This window comes from Pseudomarimonas salicorniae (assembly GCF_023156535.1).
Taxonomy (GTDB): domain Bacteria; phylum Pseudomonadota; class Gammaproteobacteria; order Xanthomonadales; family Xanthomonadaceae; genus Pseudomarimonas; species Pseudomarimonas salicorniae.
Genome location: NZ_JALNMH010000004.1, coordinates 199,729 through 214,104, shown reverse-complemented (window position 1 = coordinate 214,104; position 14,376 = coordinate 199,729). Strand labels below are relative to the sequence as shown.

Below are 14,376 nucleotides of genomic sequence, written 5' to 3'. Positions count from 1 at the left end.
CTGCTTGCGCCCGAGGATTGCGGTACTCTCGCCTCATCTCCGAGTCCTGAATGAAGCGATGCAGCTAACGGTCGTACTTCCTGCCAAGAACGAGTCCGCCGGCCTTCGCAAGACGCTTCCCAGGATCCGGGACGTCTGCCCGGACGCAGAGGTGATCGTCGTCGACGACGGCTCCACGGACGACACCGCAGACGTTGCCCGAGTCTTGGGTGCCAAGGTGATCAGCTCTCCCTACTCGATGGGCAACGGCGCCGCGATCAAACGCGGCGCACGCGCGGCATCGGGGGAAGTGATCGTATTCATGGATGCCGATGGCCAGCACGACCCCGTATCCATCCCGGATCTACTCCAACCGCTGGCTGAGGGCTACGACATGGTGGTCGGAGCGCGGGACTCTTCAGGGCAGGCGAACGTCGGCAGGAGCCTTGCCAATGGGCTCTACAACCGGGTCGCGACCTGGATGACGGGCCAGTCAATCCGCGATCTGACTTCGGGGTTCCGGGCCGTTCGAGCGGATCGCTTTCGGGAGTTCCTGCATCTGCTGCCAAATGGCTTCAGCTATCCAACGACGATCACCATGGCCTTTTTCCGCAGTGCCTACGCGGTGACGTATCGGCCGATCAAGGTCGTAGCAAGGGTGGGGACAGCCAGCCACATCCGGCCGCTGAGGGACGGCTTCCGGTTCCTGGTGATCATCTTCAAGATCGCAACGCTTTATTCGCCGATGAAGATTTTCCTTCCGATGTCACTCATCTTCTTCGGGCTGGGCGCGAGCTATTACAGCTATACCTTTGTTACCGACAACCGTTTCACGAACATGAGCCTGCTCCTGTTCAGCGCAGCGGTCATCGTGTTTCTGATCGGCCTGGTGTCGGAGCAGGTCTCGGCTCTCGTCTACGGGCGAGGAAAGAACTAGCTTGGCTCAATCCAGTCAGTTCTGACGATTCTCGGCGTGGGCCATTCTTCTTCCTCCAGGGTCGAGCCTCTCCCGCCCGCGCGGTGGGAGAATACTTCGTCCTACGGCCTGATCTTCATCGGCACGAAAGCGCAGCTCATCAAGACGGCGCCGGTAATCAAAGAGCTCGACAAGCGTGGACTGTCCTACCGGCTTGTCTACACCGGGCAGCATTCCGAGACCTTTCGCGAACTCGAGGCGTGCTTTGGAATCCGGTCCGCCGATCAGGTTCTGGTGCCTGATGCCGAGGCGGACAGCAAGTTTTCATTCTTGACTTGGGCCGTGCGTTTCGCGCTGGCTGTCATCCAGTCGCTCCTGAGGGGAGAGTGGCGGTCAGCCCGCTGGGGCTTGGTCCACGGCGACACTGCTTCCACCCTGTTCTCCGCAATCGCTCTCAAGATGGCCCGAGTCCCGGTAGTCCATATTGAGGCAGGTTTACGCTCCCCACGGTTGATGTCGCCTTTCCCCGAGGAGCTGGTCCGACGTCTGGTATCGAGGATGACGGCTCTCCATCTCGCACCCGATGGAGCCGCCGCGGAGAATCTCGCAGGTGCCCGAGGCAAGGTTGTCGACACTCGGGGAAACACGATCCGCGATGTGTTGGGCATGGCGCTGGAATCCAAGGCTGGTGGTATCCATGAAGGCGGGGCGGGGGGATTCGGGATCGTTTCGATGCATCGGAATGAGAATCTCTCCAACAGGCAGAGGCTTGATGAGATTCTTCGGGCGGTCCAGCTGGCCGCGAATCACTGCAGGCTGAAGTTCGTTCTCCATCCGGTCACTCGACGCCGCCTTGAGTCCACAGGATGGATTGGCCGCCTTGAGTCGCAGGAGAATCTTGAGCTGTTGCCGCGCATGGACTATCCGAACTTCATTGCCTGCATGCTGCAGTCCAGCTTTCTGCTGACAGACGGAGGCAGCAATCAGGAAGAGGCTGCCATGCTCGGGCTGCCGACCATGCTCCTCAGAGAGGAAACGGAGCGATCAGACGGCATCGGGGATAGCGTCTCGATGGCAGGTCACGGACTTGAGGGAGTTCCGCAGTTCGTTCAAGAAAAGCGCGGCAAGCGGTGGGCAATCAGGCCTCTAGCAAAGCATTCACCCAGCGCCTTCATCGTCGATGTCCTTGAGCAGGAGTTCGAGTGAGGTGGTCAGTCTTCAGCGGATTGCGAGCCCACCGTGATTCCGGGCCCGCCAATCGACTGTTGACGCAGACGTTGGCTGTTTTCGCATGGAATGGGGCTCGGGTGCTCCTGCAGGTAGTCTGGCTCTTTGTCGTTGCCCGCACCCTGGGCGCCGAAGGCTACGGCATGGTTGCGGCGGTCTCGGGACTGGCGTTGGCAATCGGCGGGTTTGCTGCGTTCGGCCTGGGCTTGAAGCTGTATCAGGATGTCGCCAGGGATGGAGCGCTGCTCAACCAGCGCATGGCGGCGGTCAGCTGGGCGCTGAGTCGAGGGCTCCCCGTGCTTGCGCTCGCGTTCGTCCTGCTTTCCTGGTCCTTTCCTGCCGAGCTGGAGATCGGCTGGATTCTTGCGCTTGGGTTCGTCGAGATTGCAATGCCGCCTGTTGCCACGCAGGCCGGGTTCGCGTTTGCGGCAAGCGGGAGAATGGCACTGGCCGCGGCCGCAGGCGTGGCGGCTCCGCTCGCACGCGTCTTGGCAGCGCTTGCCTTCGTGGCTGCGGGAGAGCCGTTCGGGATACGGGGGTTCGTGCTCTTGCATGCTCTCGCGCTGATTGCGCTACTCGCTCCGGTATGGCCGATCACCTGTGCCGTGCTTTCCGTAAAGCGTACGCAGGCGCGACCCAGTCGGAGGGAGATGGGCGAGGGATTGGGCTTCGCCGCGCTATGGGCCAGCAGTCTGGGATCCACCTCCCTGGACAAGTGGGCTGCGGTCTCGGCCGGAGGGGCCAAGTTGGGCGGGGAGTATGCTGCGGGGCAAAGGATCGGGGCTGTGTTCGCACTTCCGATCGAGTCATTGGCGATGGTCGTCACGCCCCGGCTTTTCCGGCTGAGCGGTGGGCAGCCCCTTGCCCCCGGAAAGATGACCTTGCTCTTCCTCGCCGCTGTTGCCTATGCCGGGGCAGCCGCGCTGATATTCTTTCTGACCAACGAATGGATTGTCGGCATTCTGGGGCCAGAGTTCTCCATCATCAGTGAGTACGCTCCGCTCCTTGCCTGCTGGGTAGCTTTCTTCTGCGTCCGGGTATTCTCCGCAAACCTTCTTCTGGCATTGGAGCGAAAGCAGCAGCGCGTCGCTATCGAGATCATGTATACCGTTGCCCTCGTAGCTCTTCTGGCCGTGCTAGTTCCCAGTTCAGGACTGGGAGCCGGGTTCGCGGCAATGGCCCTGGTGGAGATGCTCTCCGCCCTGCTGATGGTGGCCGTTGTCAGCAAGGCCGTAATCGGTCGTCGGCGTGAGCGGCAAAGCCATTGAACGCGGAAGCACTGTCCGCAATCCGGGCATTCGAGCTGCGGCTCGTCTCCGAGGCAATCCGTGGCCATTTTGGTGCCCGAAGGGACATTCTGGTTCTGGATGTTGGCGCCGGGACCGGGGAGCAGGCTGCCTTGCTCTCTGAGCTGGGATATCAGGTGACCGCTTTGGACATCGGATCGAGCGCTTACAAGGGGCGCCGGGTGTTCCCGGTGCAGGATTACGACGGTGTCCGGTTGCCGCTCGATGATGAATCCGTGGATGTTGTATTCAGCTCCAACCTGCTGGAGCACCTCCTTCCCCTGGAACCCCTACTGTCGGAGATGGCTCGGGTCCTGCGTCGCACTGGCATCGCTGTGCACGTGGTTCCCAGCGCTTCGTGGCGCGTATGGACGACCTTGCTTCACCCGGCCTGGGTGTTCAAACGTGCAGTCCAGTTTCTTCTTGGCAAGCGGCGGCCGCCTCCCATGCTCGGGACCGACAGCCTTTCCGTGCGAGAACGTCCTGGTGGACTCAGGTTGCTACTGCCCTCAAGGCACGGCGAACGGGGGAATTTCGTCACAGAGACCTGGTACTTCTCTACCCGCTGGTGGGCAAGAAAGTTTCGAGCACTGAACTGGGAACTGGAAAGGGTTTCTGCGTGCGGCGTGTTCTATTCTGGCACCATGCTTCTCGGCAATGCGCTGCGGTTGGGGGCTCGAACGGCTCTGGCGAGGGTGCTCGGCTCCTCCTCGACGCTGTTCGTTCTCCGATATGGCCCAAGCCGTGACGTTGCTCGCGGCGACTAGGCTCGGCCTCTCCAGGAGAGCAGTAAGTCGAATGGCCCGGCATCGGCTGTGGCCTTCTCGCGGAGGCAGGTTCCGCCTGCTGCAGGATCCGGATGGGTTGAGCGTGCCGGGCCCTTCATGCCTAGGGCGGCAGGCTCTGTCCCGCGATTTCGCCCCTCAAGAGACAAGACTGTGATCCGACGATACCTCAGTAACATCAAGAGAGCGCTTCGCGAGGCTTCGCTGGATGACGTCCCGAAGTGGCAGCGGAGGATCCTGGACACGTCATTGCCTCATACCATGGGGGGAGTTGAGCGCACGCTGGCAACGATCGCTTCAGTCCAGTACGTGGTCGAGCAGGGGATCGAAGGGGCGATTGTCGAGTGTGGTGTATGGCGAGGCGGTCAGATGATGGCCGCCGCGTTGACCCTGAGCTCGCTCGGGCAGGAACGTGACCTTTACCTGTTCGATACCTTTAGCGGGATGACCGCCCCTGACCAGCGTGATCGCGACTTTTCCGGGGCCGAAGCGTCCGGGGTGTACGACGCATCGCTGACGCGAGCCGTAGGGGATCGATGGTGCGAAGCAGGATCGGATTTGGTCCGGCGGAACCTGCACTCGACAGGGTATCCCCCTGGCAGGTTTCATCTAGTGCAGGGTGACGTATGCGAGACGCTGCCACAGCAGGCCCCGGGCGCGATCAGCTATCTCCGGCTGGATACGGACTGGTACCGGTCGACCGCCCACGAGCTTCGACACCTGTATCCGAGAGTGTCCCCTTTCGGGTTGGTCACCATAGATGACTATGGCCACTGGCAAGGTGCGCGGCAGGCAACGGATGAATTCATCAAGGAGCATTCGCTGAAGGTCTTCCTGCACAGGATCGACTATTCCGCCCGTCAGTTCGTCAAGACCTGACATGTGCGGTCTGGCTGTCCTGATGGGGGCCGGCGCCGCCGTACCGGGACTCGCGGAAAGAATGGGCGGCGTACTCGCACATCGAGGGCCGGATGCTGCTGGTGTCTGGCGCAACGATGACTGCAGCATCGCCCTGGCTCACCGCCGCCTGCGCGTCGTCGAGCTTTCGGAAGCCGGGGCTCAGCCGATGGCCTCCGCGAACGGTCGCTGGGTGCTTGCGTTCAACGGGGAAATCTACAACCACGCGAGCTTGCGGAAGAGCCTGGAATCCACCGCCGATGTCCGCTGGAGGGGCAACTCGGATACGGAAACCCTGGTCGAAGCGATTGCTTCGTGGGGCGTGAAGGATGCATTGCAGCGCTGCAACGGGATGTTCGCCTTCGCAGCGTTCGACACGCGCTCCGGCGCCCTCACGCTTGCGCGCGATCGTTTCGGCGAGAAGCCTCTGTACCTCGGCATGGTCGGACAGGATTGGGTCGCCGGCTCGGAGCTGAAGGCGTTCAGGGAGCATCCCGACTGGCGACATGTCGTCGAGCCTCGGGCGCTGGATTGGCTGCTGTCATTCGGTTTCATTCCAGCTCCCTGGACCATTCACCCCGGAATCTTCAAATTGCCTGCGGGGGCGATGATTCGTATCGCGCGGGCTGACCGGCTGTGGAGACCTGACGTCGATGTGTTCATGTCCCGGGTAGAGCGTTGGTGGGATCTCGGTGACATGGTTCAACGTGCCGCGCAGGACCCCTGGACGGGAAGCGAATGGGAGGCCCAGGCACTCGTCGGTGAGGCCCTTGACCGGGCAGTGGGTCTCCGGCATCAGGCAGACGTGCCCGTCGGGGCTTTGCTTTCCGGGGGTATCGACTCATCCCTGATCGTATCGAGCATGGTCAGGATGTCGGCAGGGGGTGTGAAGACTTTCACCGTTGCCTTCGACGAGCCCGATGTCAACGAGGAGCGAGTCGCGGCCGACACTGCGTGCCGCTTGGGCACCGACCACACCACGGTACATTTGGCGGGCGGTGCTGCATTGGCCTCTGTCCAGCGCGTCGTCGACGTATTCGACGAGCCCTTCGCAGACGTTGCGCAGCTGCCAGCGCTGCTGGTCGCTGACGCTGCCCGGCAGAGCGTGACCGTCGCTCTGACCGGCGATGGCGGAGACGAGGCGTTTCATGGATACCAGAGATATCTGGATGGCGAGCGCAACTGGCAGGCGTTGCGCTTGTTTCCCTGGCAGGTCCGTCGTTTGCTCGCTCTGGGCGGGGGGGGGATGGGTCGGATAGTGCCGCCGGGAAGAGTCTCGGCTGCGCTCAACAGGCAGGCGTCCCGTGTGGGTGTTCAAGGCGCGGAGGCCTATGCGCAAGCATTGCTGCGCTTCAGCGGCTCCGAATCCATCAACTTCCTGGATGATCCCGCTTGGCCTCGAATGCCGGGATGGCTTTCCGGCAGTGGCTTTGGTGCGAGATGTCGATTCCTCGATCAGGCCTTGCTGCTACCCGAGGGGATCACACACAAACTTGATCGATCGAGCATGGCGGTCGGCCTGGAGCTGAGATGCCCCTTCCTCGATCATGAGTTGATTAACCTGGCCTGGAGGTTGCCTTCTTCCCTGTTGTGCGACGGCCGCTCCGGCAAGACCGTGCTTCGGAACCTGGTGGCAGAGCGTGGCCTGGCTGACGTATCTCAGCGACGCAAACAAGGCTTCGATGTTCCGATTGGAGCCTGGTTAAGGGGAGCGCTCTTCGACTGGGCGGATTCTCTGTTTCGCCCGGCAATGCAGGGTGACGATCCGCTTCTGGACGCGCAGTGGCTCTCACGTGTCTGGCGCCAGCACATTAGCAAAAGAGCAGACCATGGATACGTGCTGTGGGCCACACTGATGTACCTCGCTTGGTGTGATCGCCATGGGCGGTAGCAGGCTGAAGGTGCTGGTGGTATCTAACCTGCCACCGTATGTGATGGGTGGCGCAGAGAACCAGGTCTCGCGGCTGGTCGAGGTTTGGCTGGCCCAAGGGGCCGAGGTTGAAGTCGCGGGTCACCGGATTCCGACCGGCGTGCAGGAGCTGGGAGCGCAGCGTCTTCAGACGCACCGGCTATTTGCGGCGAACGGGCTCGGCAGGCTGGCGAGGGGCTGCTCGTACCTCGTCTCGCACATCCTGTTTGCTTTCAGGAATCGAAGCAGGTTCGACGTCGTCTACAGCCGTGGCATGGGGGACGCGGCGCTGGCGCTGGCGCTGCTCAAGGCTCTTCGCATCGTTTCCTGGAAGCTGGTGGTGGTGCCGATCAACGCCCGGGGGGACGGAGACGCTGCTTTTGTCAGGTCTGTACCTTTCTCGAGATTCTGGCTGTCTCTTCTCGACTCCCAGATCGACGCGGTCAACCTCATCAACGCCGCAATCGCGGAAGATCTGGAGCGGCTTGGGATCGTGCATCCGCCAAGGTTCAGTATCCCGAATGGCGTCAGCGTGGCGCCCGCTGTCTGCCGCAAAGCCTTGGCCGACCCAAGGCGCCTCGTGTGGACGGGAAGGCTTGAGAAACAGAAGGGGATTGATCTTCTATTGAATGTCCTGGCTTCGCAGCGCCAGGCCGGTAGACGATTCCGGCTTTCGTTGTGGGGAGAGGGATCTCTGCGGGGACAGCTCCAGCAGCAGGTCGAGCGTCTGGGGATGAGTGACTGCGTATCGTTCGGAGGGGCACTCCCCGCGGATCAGGTTCGGAGCGTGCTAGAGGACGCGGACGCCTTCGTTCTACCGTCAAGATATGAGGGCATGTCGAACGCCGCTCTTGAGGCGATGGAGGCTGGGCTCCCGGTGCTCTGCACCCGATGCGGCGGTATCGACACGTACGTGGAAGATGGAGCTGGGTGGACCTGTGCGCCTGACGATGAGGCTGCACTGGCGCAGGCCGTTGGGGAGATGCTTGGCGCTGACGAGGGGGGCTGGCTCGCGCGCGGTAGGCGGGCTCGCGAGCTGGTGGAGGAGTTCTTCTCGATCGAACAGGTCGCTTCCCGCAATCTGGACCTGTTTCGAACCGTTTGCCGCTAGAACGTCGAGTCTTCCTTGCGAGTACTTTTCGTCTCCAAACGTCAGTACACCGGTCGGGATGCTCTGGATGATGCATACGGGCGGCTTTATGAGATTCCTCGGGCGCTCGCGGCCCTTGGCCACTCCGTGGAGGTCGCATTCACGTCCTACCGTTCTCGGGCTGGGGCGAGCGTTACGATCCGTGACCGCGTGCGCTGGAGCAGCGCCGATATGCTGCCCGTTCCGCATAGGCCGTTTGGCGGTTGGGCCGCGGCCATTGCGCGCTTCGCGCCCGACGTGCTGGTTGCGAGCAGTGATGCCTTGCACCTGGCCGCGGCTGAGTTCATTGGAAGCCGCCTGGGTATTCCCGTGGTGCTCGACTTTTACGACGACTATGAAGCCTTCGGGCTTAGCCGGGTGCCGGGATTGCGCTGGGCGCTGAGAAGAGCATCCCGTCGGGCCCGCTGCGTGGTCGCGGTGACCCAGACGTTGCGTGCTCAGCTCATCAGCAGGGGCGTGCAGCTGCAGAGAGTGACGGTGATCGGGAACGGCATCCCCGGTCAGTTCGTACCCTCGATCGGAAAGGTCGCGGCCAGGCAAGCACTGGGACTGCCGCTTGGAGTTCCGTTGGTCGGTTCGGCAGGGTCACTATCCTCCGCGCGGGGCGTGCAGGACCTGATTCAAGCCCATGAGAGGCTGCTCGAGCTATGCCCTGATGTCCACCTTTGTTTGGCCGGGCCGAGGGATGGCTCTGTTCGACTGACCCCGAATCGTAGGTTCATCGACCTGGGAGTACTGCCACACCAGGACGTAGCTCTCCTGTGGAAGGCGCTTGACGTGGGTGTGGTGTACAACCGGGTAGGAGCGTTCTCGGAGGCTTGCCATCCGATGAAGCTGGTGGAGATGGTGGCCTGCGGCCTGCCTGTGATCGCGGCTGAAATCGGCGAAGTGGCGTCACTGCTCAGTATGCGTCCCGATGCCCTCTACCCACCCGGAGACTCCACGGCACTTGCGTCTCGGATGCAGTGCGCTCTCCTCGATCCGCGGCCATTGGACCCGGCCATCAGTCAGCCCTGGACCGATCTTGCCCGTCAATACGAGACAGTGCTACTGCGTGCGATCAGTTCGCGCGGTTGACGGCGTCAAGAAGCGGCGCCAGCTCGCTTGGGGGAGTGATTCATTGGCCAGCATCCGGCTCAGGGGGGTATGTCCGCTCGCTGGCCACGCGGTTACTGGGATTGGGTTTCCAGCAGGTGCTGGAGGTGGCCCTCGATCTCGCGCAGTCGATGGCTGACCGGACGCAGGCTTCGATCCTCTCGGCGTTTCAGTTCCTCGATTGCGGCCTGGGCTCCAGCAGGGTTTCCCTGATTGAGCTCGAGGTAGGCGAGTTCGAACAATGGCTCGACCGAATCAGGGTCTGCTGAGGACGCTCGCCAGTGCCAACTGCGCGCTTCCTCCCATTCGCGCTTGTGGCGATGAACCCAGGCATTGAGATTGGCCGCCATGGAGGCGTTGGCCCGATCATCGGCGTAGAGCGCCCGACTGTGGAGTTGCTTCAGGACATTGGAGAAGGCGTCGAGGTCCAGGTGCCTGCAGTGGCCCTTGATCACCTGGTCCAATACCGAATGCGCGTAATCAGAGAACCTGCCGAGGCTGTTCGCGTTGCGGACCCGTTCCAGTACCCGGTCCCAATCGGCCCTGAAATCCGGATTGCCGCACTCTTCGGACGCCAGCATCAGCGCGACCCACGGCTCATCGCCCCGTCGATCGATTATTTCCTGCTTGAGCTGTGCTGCGACCTCCGGGAAAGCGCCCACGTTCTCAATCCTGTCGTAGAAACCCAGCAGGGCGCGGAACGACTCGGGGTGGTGGCGATACTCGGCCGCATAGAAGCGCTCCGGACTGGACCAGTCCACCGCGCGACTGAAGGTCAAGCTCGCCAGAAGAGCGATGGGCAGGGCCGCTATAAGGCCTGCGTGCACGCCTGTGCGTCCTGCGAAGGCGAAGATTCCCCACGATGCCATTGCGGAAAAACCTAGAAGCCCCGTGTAGTTGCGGTGCTCATAGATCATCTCCAGCGGCAGGAGGCTTGACTCCAGCAGGTGGGAGCCGAAAAACCACAACAGCGCCCAGGAGAGGATTGGGGCCCGCTTCATCAGAGTCGTCGCGGTTGCCAGCATTGCCGCCAGACCCGCCGTGGCGATCCACGCGGCAACAGACCCGGGGCCGTGGACCGCCACCTCATGATAGAGACCCATCTCGCTGGGCCTTGGCAGGAGGATCATGGAGATGTACTTCCACAGCACGATCGATTGGGTCAGGAGGCGCTCATCCCAGGTGAAGGGTCTGCCCGCGTAGCCCCCGATCACGAGCTCCGGGCGGAACGCCGCCAGGGTCAGGCCGAGCGCCAGCGGAAGGGCGATGCACAAGTACGCAAGCGGTCGAAAGTTGCGCACTGCGTAGGCGTGCTGCGACGTGCCGCCACGAAGAGCAGAAAAGGCTGGCAGCAGACAAGCCAGCAGCAGGACGGGGGTCAGCACCCCGTTCTCCTTGGAAGCTATGGCAAGAAGCGAGGCCAGCATGAAGCCGGCCGCTGCCAGACGCGAGCCGCTGGGTCGTTCGGCCGAGCTCCAGTGGGCGCGCGTCCAGTGGAGGGCCCAGGCGACCGCGACCAAACTGAACAGCGTGGCGAGCTGCGCCATGCGCTGGACGACATAGAGCGCCGTGCTCACCTGGAGCGGGTGGATCACCCAGATCGCGGCGGCGAGCAGGGCGATCTGCCGCGGCGATGCGGGCAGGCTGCGCCTGATATGGGGGATGCTCAGGAACTCGACGCACAGCCAATACGCGGCCAGGCCGGTGAGGCCATGTACAAGCAGGTTTCCGAGCTTGAAGGGAAAGGGGTCGGAAATACCGCTGCCCCAGTAATTGAGGGCGAGAGCGATATTGGACAGCGGGCGCCTGAGCAGGCCGCTCTCATTGCGGACGGCGACATCCCAGAGCGACTCCCAGCCGAACGGGCCAACGATCAATCTGGGGAGGTTGCTGAGGTCGTCATGCTGAAAGGGGCCGCTCAGCCCGGGAATAAAGGGGATGAGGCAGAGCGCGACGACCAGGCAGGGAATCAGTCCGCGACAAATGAAGGACCCCGCCGAAGGGGCGGGGTCCGGTTGGGCATTCATGCGAAGCCCATGTTTGCCGTCTGCCTGACGAATCCCTTAGCGGCAGGAGCCCGGCAGGTACTTGTTGTCGGCATCGGCAGGATCGGCCGGCTTGCAGACCCAGGTCACATCCGACTGACCCGCGAGGACGGTTCCGGAGAGCTCGACCACGATGGCGCCGGAGGCGAGGCCGTTGCCGATACCTGCCGAGTTGGCGATCTGGATACGGCCTGCGGCGGGGGACGTGGCTGCCGCGCAGAAGTTCGTGCCGTCCACGTCGCCCAGCTGCGCGATGTTCGCTGGGAACGAAGCGGTGCGCGAATTGAGGCGGATCTCCGACGCGGTGAGCTTCAGCGGGGCGAGCTTGCCGATGCACTCGGAGAAGCGCGCACGGACGGTGTAGTCCTGGTAGGCCGGGATGGCGATCGCCATCAGGATGCCGAGGATCGCGATCACGATCATCAGCTCGATCAGGGTGAAACCTTGCATCTTCTTCATGGGAACTCCCCAGTGGGTAGGTTGCGGGTTAGCTAACGTCGCCGATGCCGACTCAAGAGGCCCGCGGCCTTGCTCCGTGGCCTTGCGGCCCTTGTCGACAACTGCGCAGGAAGATTAAAGCACATTGCGTGCCACGACCGAAAATCCAGATCTGAGATGTTCCAGAAACTTGATTTTAAAGGACATTGTTCAAGCTTAAGGAGGGCCGTGCGAAACCGCGTGAGCGCCCCGCGTGGCCGGCTGCTCAGAAGCGAGACACCGGGGAGGCCCGCAGTGGACGCAAAATGCGTCAGTTAGTGACGCAGGCCGTCCAGATTGTCACCGCGGATCAAAGGGGTCGGCACGCAAGGGCAGGGCCGTCTCCGGATCGATGAACAGGGTCGCGGTGCCTCGGGACGAGACGATGGGCACCCAGCGGGCGCCGTTTCCGTACTCGGCGCGCAGTCGCTCGTGCAGGGCGCGGCGCTCGTCGGGCCCGAGTCTCCGGCCCAGGGACTCGATGCTCTCCGAGGCGGCCAGCAGGTCGTCGGCCAGCTGTGGGAAAGGCACGTAGTACTTGGGAAAGGCGGGCAGATCACGGCCTGCGATCAGTTCGTCCACCAGTCGAGCGCGTTCGGCTGGGTCCTGCGGCCGCCTGGCCCCGACCAGTTCCGGGCCGAGCCAGGGCACACGGCTGCGGGGGAGGGCGCCGTCCACCACCGGCAGGGTGTCGGGATCGATCTCGTTGGCGAAGACCAGTTGGACGCGCTCCGGCAGCGCCACCAGGAAGGCGGGGCGGGAGATCCAGACCACGCTCAGGCCATAGGCGAGGAAGGCGACCTGGGCGAGACCGATCAGGCTGAGATCGAGCTTCAGGCCCTTCTTGCCGGCCCGGAACACCAGCAGGGTCAGCAATGGGCCGACGGTGACGTCGATGGCGCCGACCAGGAGCAGCAGTCGGTCGGCCTGGGCAAACTGGAACAGTCCCCTGGCGTACCAGGTCGAGAGCATCAGGGCGGCCAGCGCCGCGACCACGCCAAGGCTGATCAGGAGATGGATGCCGGCAGCTTTCCAGCGGCTCATCGGGAGTCCTCCAAATGTGATCCGTCCCGGGCCCCCGGCCACCCGACCGGCGCCCCGTGCGGCGATCTGGGGGCGGGCATGACCGGATCAAGAGCGGGATGGGGGCGCTAGTCGATGCCCAGCTTCTTGAGCTTGTAGCGCATCGCCCGGAAGGTGATTCCGAGCTTGGCGGCGGCCTTGGTCTTGTTGTACTTGCACTCGATCAGTGCCTTCTGGATGGCCTCGCGCTCCAGTGACTCCATGAAATCAGGCAAGGCGTCGGGAAGACGGTCGGGCAGGGTGGGGGGCGTGGCAGCGGCGCCCTGGCCGCGCGCCGGCTGCTCTGCATCGCCGGTCGGTTGCGTGGCTGGAGGGGGCGATGGCAGGCGCAGGTCCTCGGCGTGGATGATGCCTCCGTCGCACAGCGCCACCGCTCGCTCGAGGATGTTCTCCAACTCGCGGACATTGCCCGGAAAGGCGTAGCCGGCCAGCTGCTCCTGGGCGTCCTCAGCCAGTTCGTAACCGGGATCGCCATTGTCGGCGGCCAGCCGTTTGAGCAGGGCGTCCGCCAGAAGGGGGATGTCGTTGGGGCGCTCGCGCAACGGGGGGACGTTCAGCTCGATGACGTTGATGCGGTAGTACAGATCGTGCCGGAAGCGCCCGTCCGCGACACGTGCGGACAGGTCGGTATGGGTGGCCGAGAGGATCCGCACATCAACCGGCTGCTCGATGTTGGCACCGACCGGACGGATCGATTTCTCCTGGATCACCCGAAGCAGCTTGACCTGCATGTGCAGCGGCAGCTCGGCCACCTCGTCGAGGAACAGCGTGCCGCCGTTCGCGGCCTGGAACAGACCTTCCTTGTCGGCCACGGCGCCGGTGAAGCTGCCCTTCTTGTGGCCGAAGAACTCGCTTTCCATGAGTTCCGTCGGGATCGCTCCGCAGTTGACCGGGACGAAGGCGCCGCCCGAGCGGGGACCCTGCTCGTGGATCAGCCGGGCGACCAGCTCCTTGCCGACGCCGGATTCGCCGCTGATGAACACCGGGGCCTGGCTGCGGGCGACCTTGGCGATCGTGGCCCGCAGTGAGTTGATCGGGGCCGACTCTCCAAGCAGCTTGTTGTTGCTGAGCTGGGCCTGGGCGCGGCGCTGCTCGCCGAGCTGGAGGGCGTTCTGCACCATGCGGCGCAGGACATGCAGGTCGACCGGCTTGCTGACGAAATCGAAGGCGCCGGCCTTGAGCGCATTGACCGCGGCGTCGACGTTCCCGTGCGCGGTGATCATCGCCACCGGCGTATCGGGATAGCGACTGCTGATCAGTTCGATCAGGCTCTGTCCAGAGCCGTCGGGCAGGCGCATGTCGGTGAAGCACAGATCGTAGGCCTGACTGGCCAGCTTGCGCTGCGCCACGGCCAGATCCTCGGCGGTGTCCACCTGCAGGCCCATCCGGCTCAGGGTGATCGACAGCAATTCGCGGATGTCGCGCTCGTCATCGACTACCAGGGCGCAGCGGGATGGCAGCATGGGCAACCCACGGTCGGAAGGCCGCGCTGATTATGCCGGTTCGCGAGGGCGACGTGAAACCTGC

General features: G+C 63.3%; 12 protein-coding genes. 8 read left to right on the top strand and 4 right to left on the bottom strand.

Annotated elements, in window-relative coordinates; translation table 11 throughout:
- The first annotated feature begins 58 nt into the window (after nucleotides 1–58).
- The 8 genes from M0G41_RS06605 (at nucleotide 59) to M0G41_RS06570 (ending at nucleotide 9,226) form a co-directional block, all read left to right on the top strand.
- Nucleotides 59–916, top strand: a complete 858-nt coding sequence (locus M0G41_RS06605; protein ID WP_248206728.1) for a glycosyltransferase family 2 protein — start codon at nucleotides 59–61, stop codon at nucleotides 914–916.
- A 36-nt stretch (nucleotides 917–952) separates the two neighbouring features.
- Nucleotides 953–2,101, top strand: coding sequence for a UDP-N-acetylglucosamine 2-epimerase (locus tag M0G41_RS06600; RefSeq protein ID WP_248206726.1), 1,149 nt, complete (start codon nucleotides 953–955; stop codon nucleotides 2,099–2,101).
- Between the two features lie 101 nt (nucleotides 2,102–2,202).
- Entirely contained in the window at nucleotides 2,203–3,390 is a 1,188-nt protein-coding gene (locus M0G41_RS06595) for a lipopolysaccharide biosynthesis protein (RefSeq protein ID WP_248206724.1), read from the top strand.
- The gene (locus tag M0G41_RS06590) at nucleotides 3,387–4,175 is read left to right on the top strand and encodes a class I SAM-dependent methyltransferase (RefSeq protein ID WP_248206721.1); all 789 of its coding nucleotides are present in this window, start codon (nucleotides 3,387–3,389) and stop codon (nucleotides 4,173–4,175) included. Before M0G41_RS06595 ends, M0G41_RS06590 begins: the two co-directional genes overlap by 4 nt.
- A gap of 267 nt (nucleotides 4,176–4,442) precedes the next feature.
- Nucleotides 4,443–5,072, top strand: coding sequence for a TylF/MycF/NovP-related O-methyltransferase (locus M0G41_RS06585; protein ID WP_248206719.1), 630 nt, complete (start codon nucleotides 4,443–4,445; stop codon nucleotides 5,070–5,072).
- Nucleotide 5,073: 1 nt separating this feature from the next.
- Complete coding sequence (gene asnB, locus M0G41_RS06580) at nucleotides 5,074–6,981, top strand: asparagine synthase (glutamine-hydrolyzing) (RefSeq protein WP_282452750.1); 1,908 nt, start codon at nucleotides 5,074–5,076, stop codon at nucleotides 6,979–6,981.
- Nucleotides 6,971–8,110, top strand: coding sequence for a glycosyltransferase family 4 protein (locus tag M0G41_RS06575; protein ID WP_248206715.1), 1,140 nt, complete (start codon nucleotides 6,971–6,973; stop codon nucleotides 8,108–8,110). The genes asnB and M0G41_RS06575 overlap by 11 nt, the downstream gene beginning before the upstream one ends.
- A 15-nt stretch (nucleotides 8,111–8,125) precedes the next feature.
- On the top strand, nucleotides 8,126–9,226 hold the full coding sequence (locus M0G41_RS06570; protein WP_248206712.1) for a glycosyltransferase: 1,101 nt from the start codon (nucleotides 8,126–8,128) through the stop codon (nucleotides 9,224–9,226).
- Between the two features lie 92 nt (nucleotides 9,227–9,318).
- Here M0G41_RS06570 and M0G41_RS06565 read toward each other — a convergent pair whose 3' ends face one another.
- The 4 genes from M0G41_RS06565 to M0G41_RS06545 all read right to left on the bottom strand — a co-directional run bounded on the left by M0G41_RS06565 (nucleotide 9,319) and on the right by M0G41_RS06545 (nucleotide 14,312).
- On the bottom strand, nucleotides 9,319–11,271 hold the full coding sequence (locus tag M0G41_RS06565; RefSeq protein WP_248206711.1) for a tetratricopeptide repeat protein: 1,953 nt from the start codon (nucleotides 11,269–11,271) through the stop codon (nucleotides 9,319–9,321).
- Nucleotides 11,272–11,307: 36 nt separating this feature from the next.
- The gene (locus M0G41_RS06560) at nucleotides 11,308–11,748 is read right to left on the bottom strand and encodes a pilin (RefSeq protein WP_282452749.1); all 441 of its coding nucleotides are present in this window, start codon (nucleotides 11,746–11,748) and stop codon (nucleotides 11,308–11,310) included.
- A 318-nt stretch (nucleotides 11,749–12,066) separates the two neighbouring features.
- On the bottom strand, nucleotides 12,067–12,810 hold the full coding sequence (locus M0G41_RS06550) for a hypothetical protein (protein ID WP_248206708.1): 744 nt from the start codon (nucleotides 12,808–12,810) through the stop codon (nucleotides 12,067–12,069).
- A gap of 107 nt (nucleotides 12,811–12,917) precedes the next feature.
- On the bottom strand, nucleotides 12,918–14,312 hold the full coding sequence (locus M0G41_RS06545) for a sigma-54-dependent transcriptional regulator (RefSeq protein WP_282452748.1): 1,395 nt from the start codon (nucleotides 14,310–14,312) through the stop codon (nucleotides 12,918–12,920).
- Nucleotides 14,313–14,376: the final 64 nt, after the last annotated feature.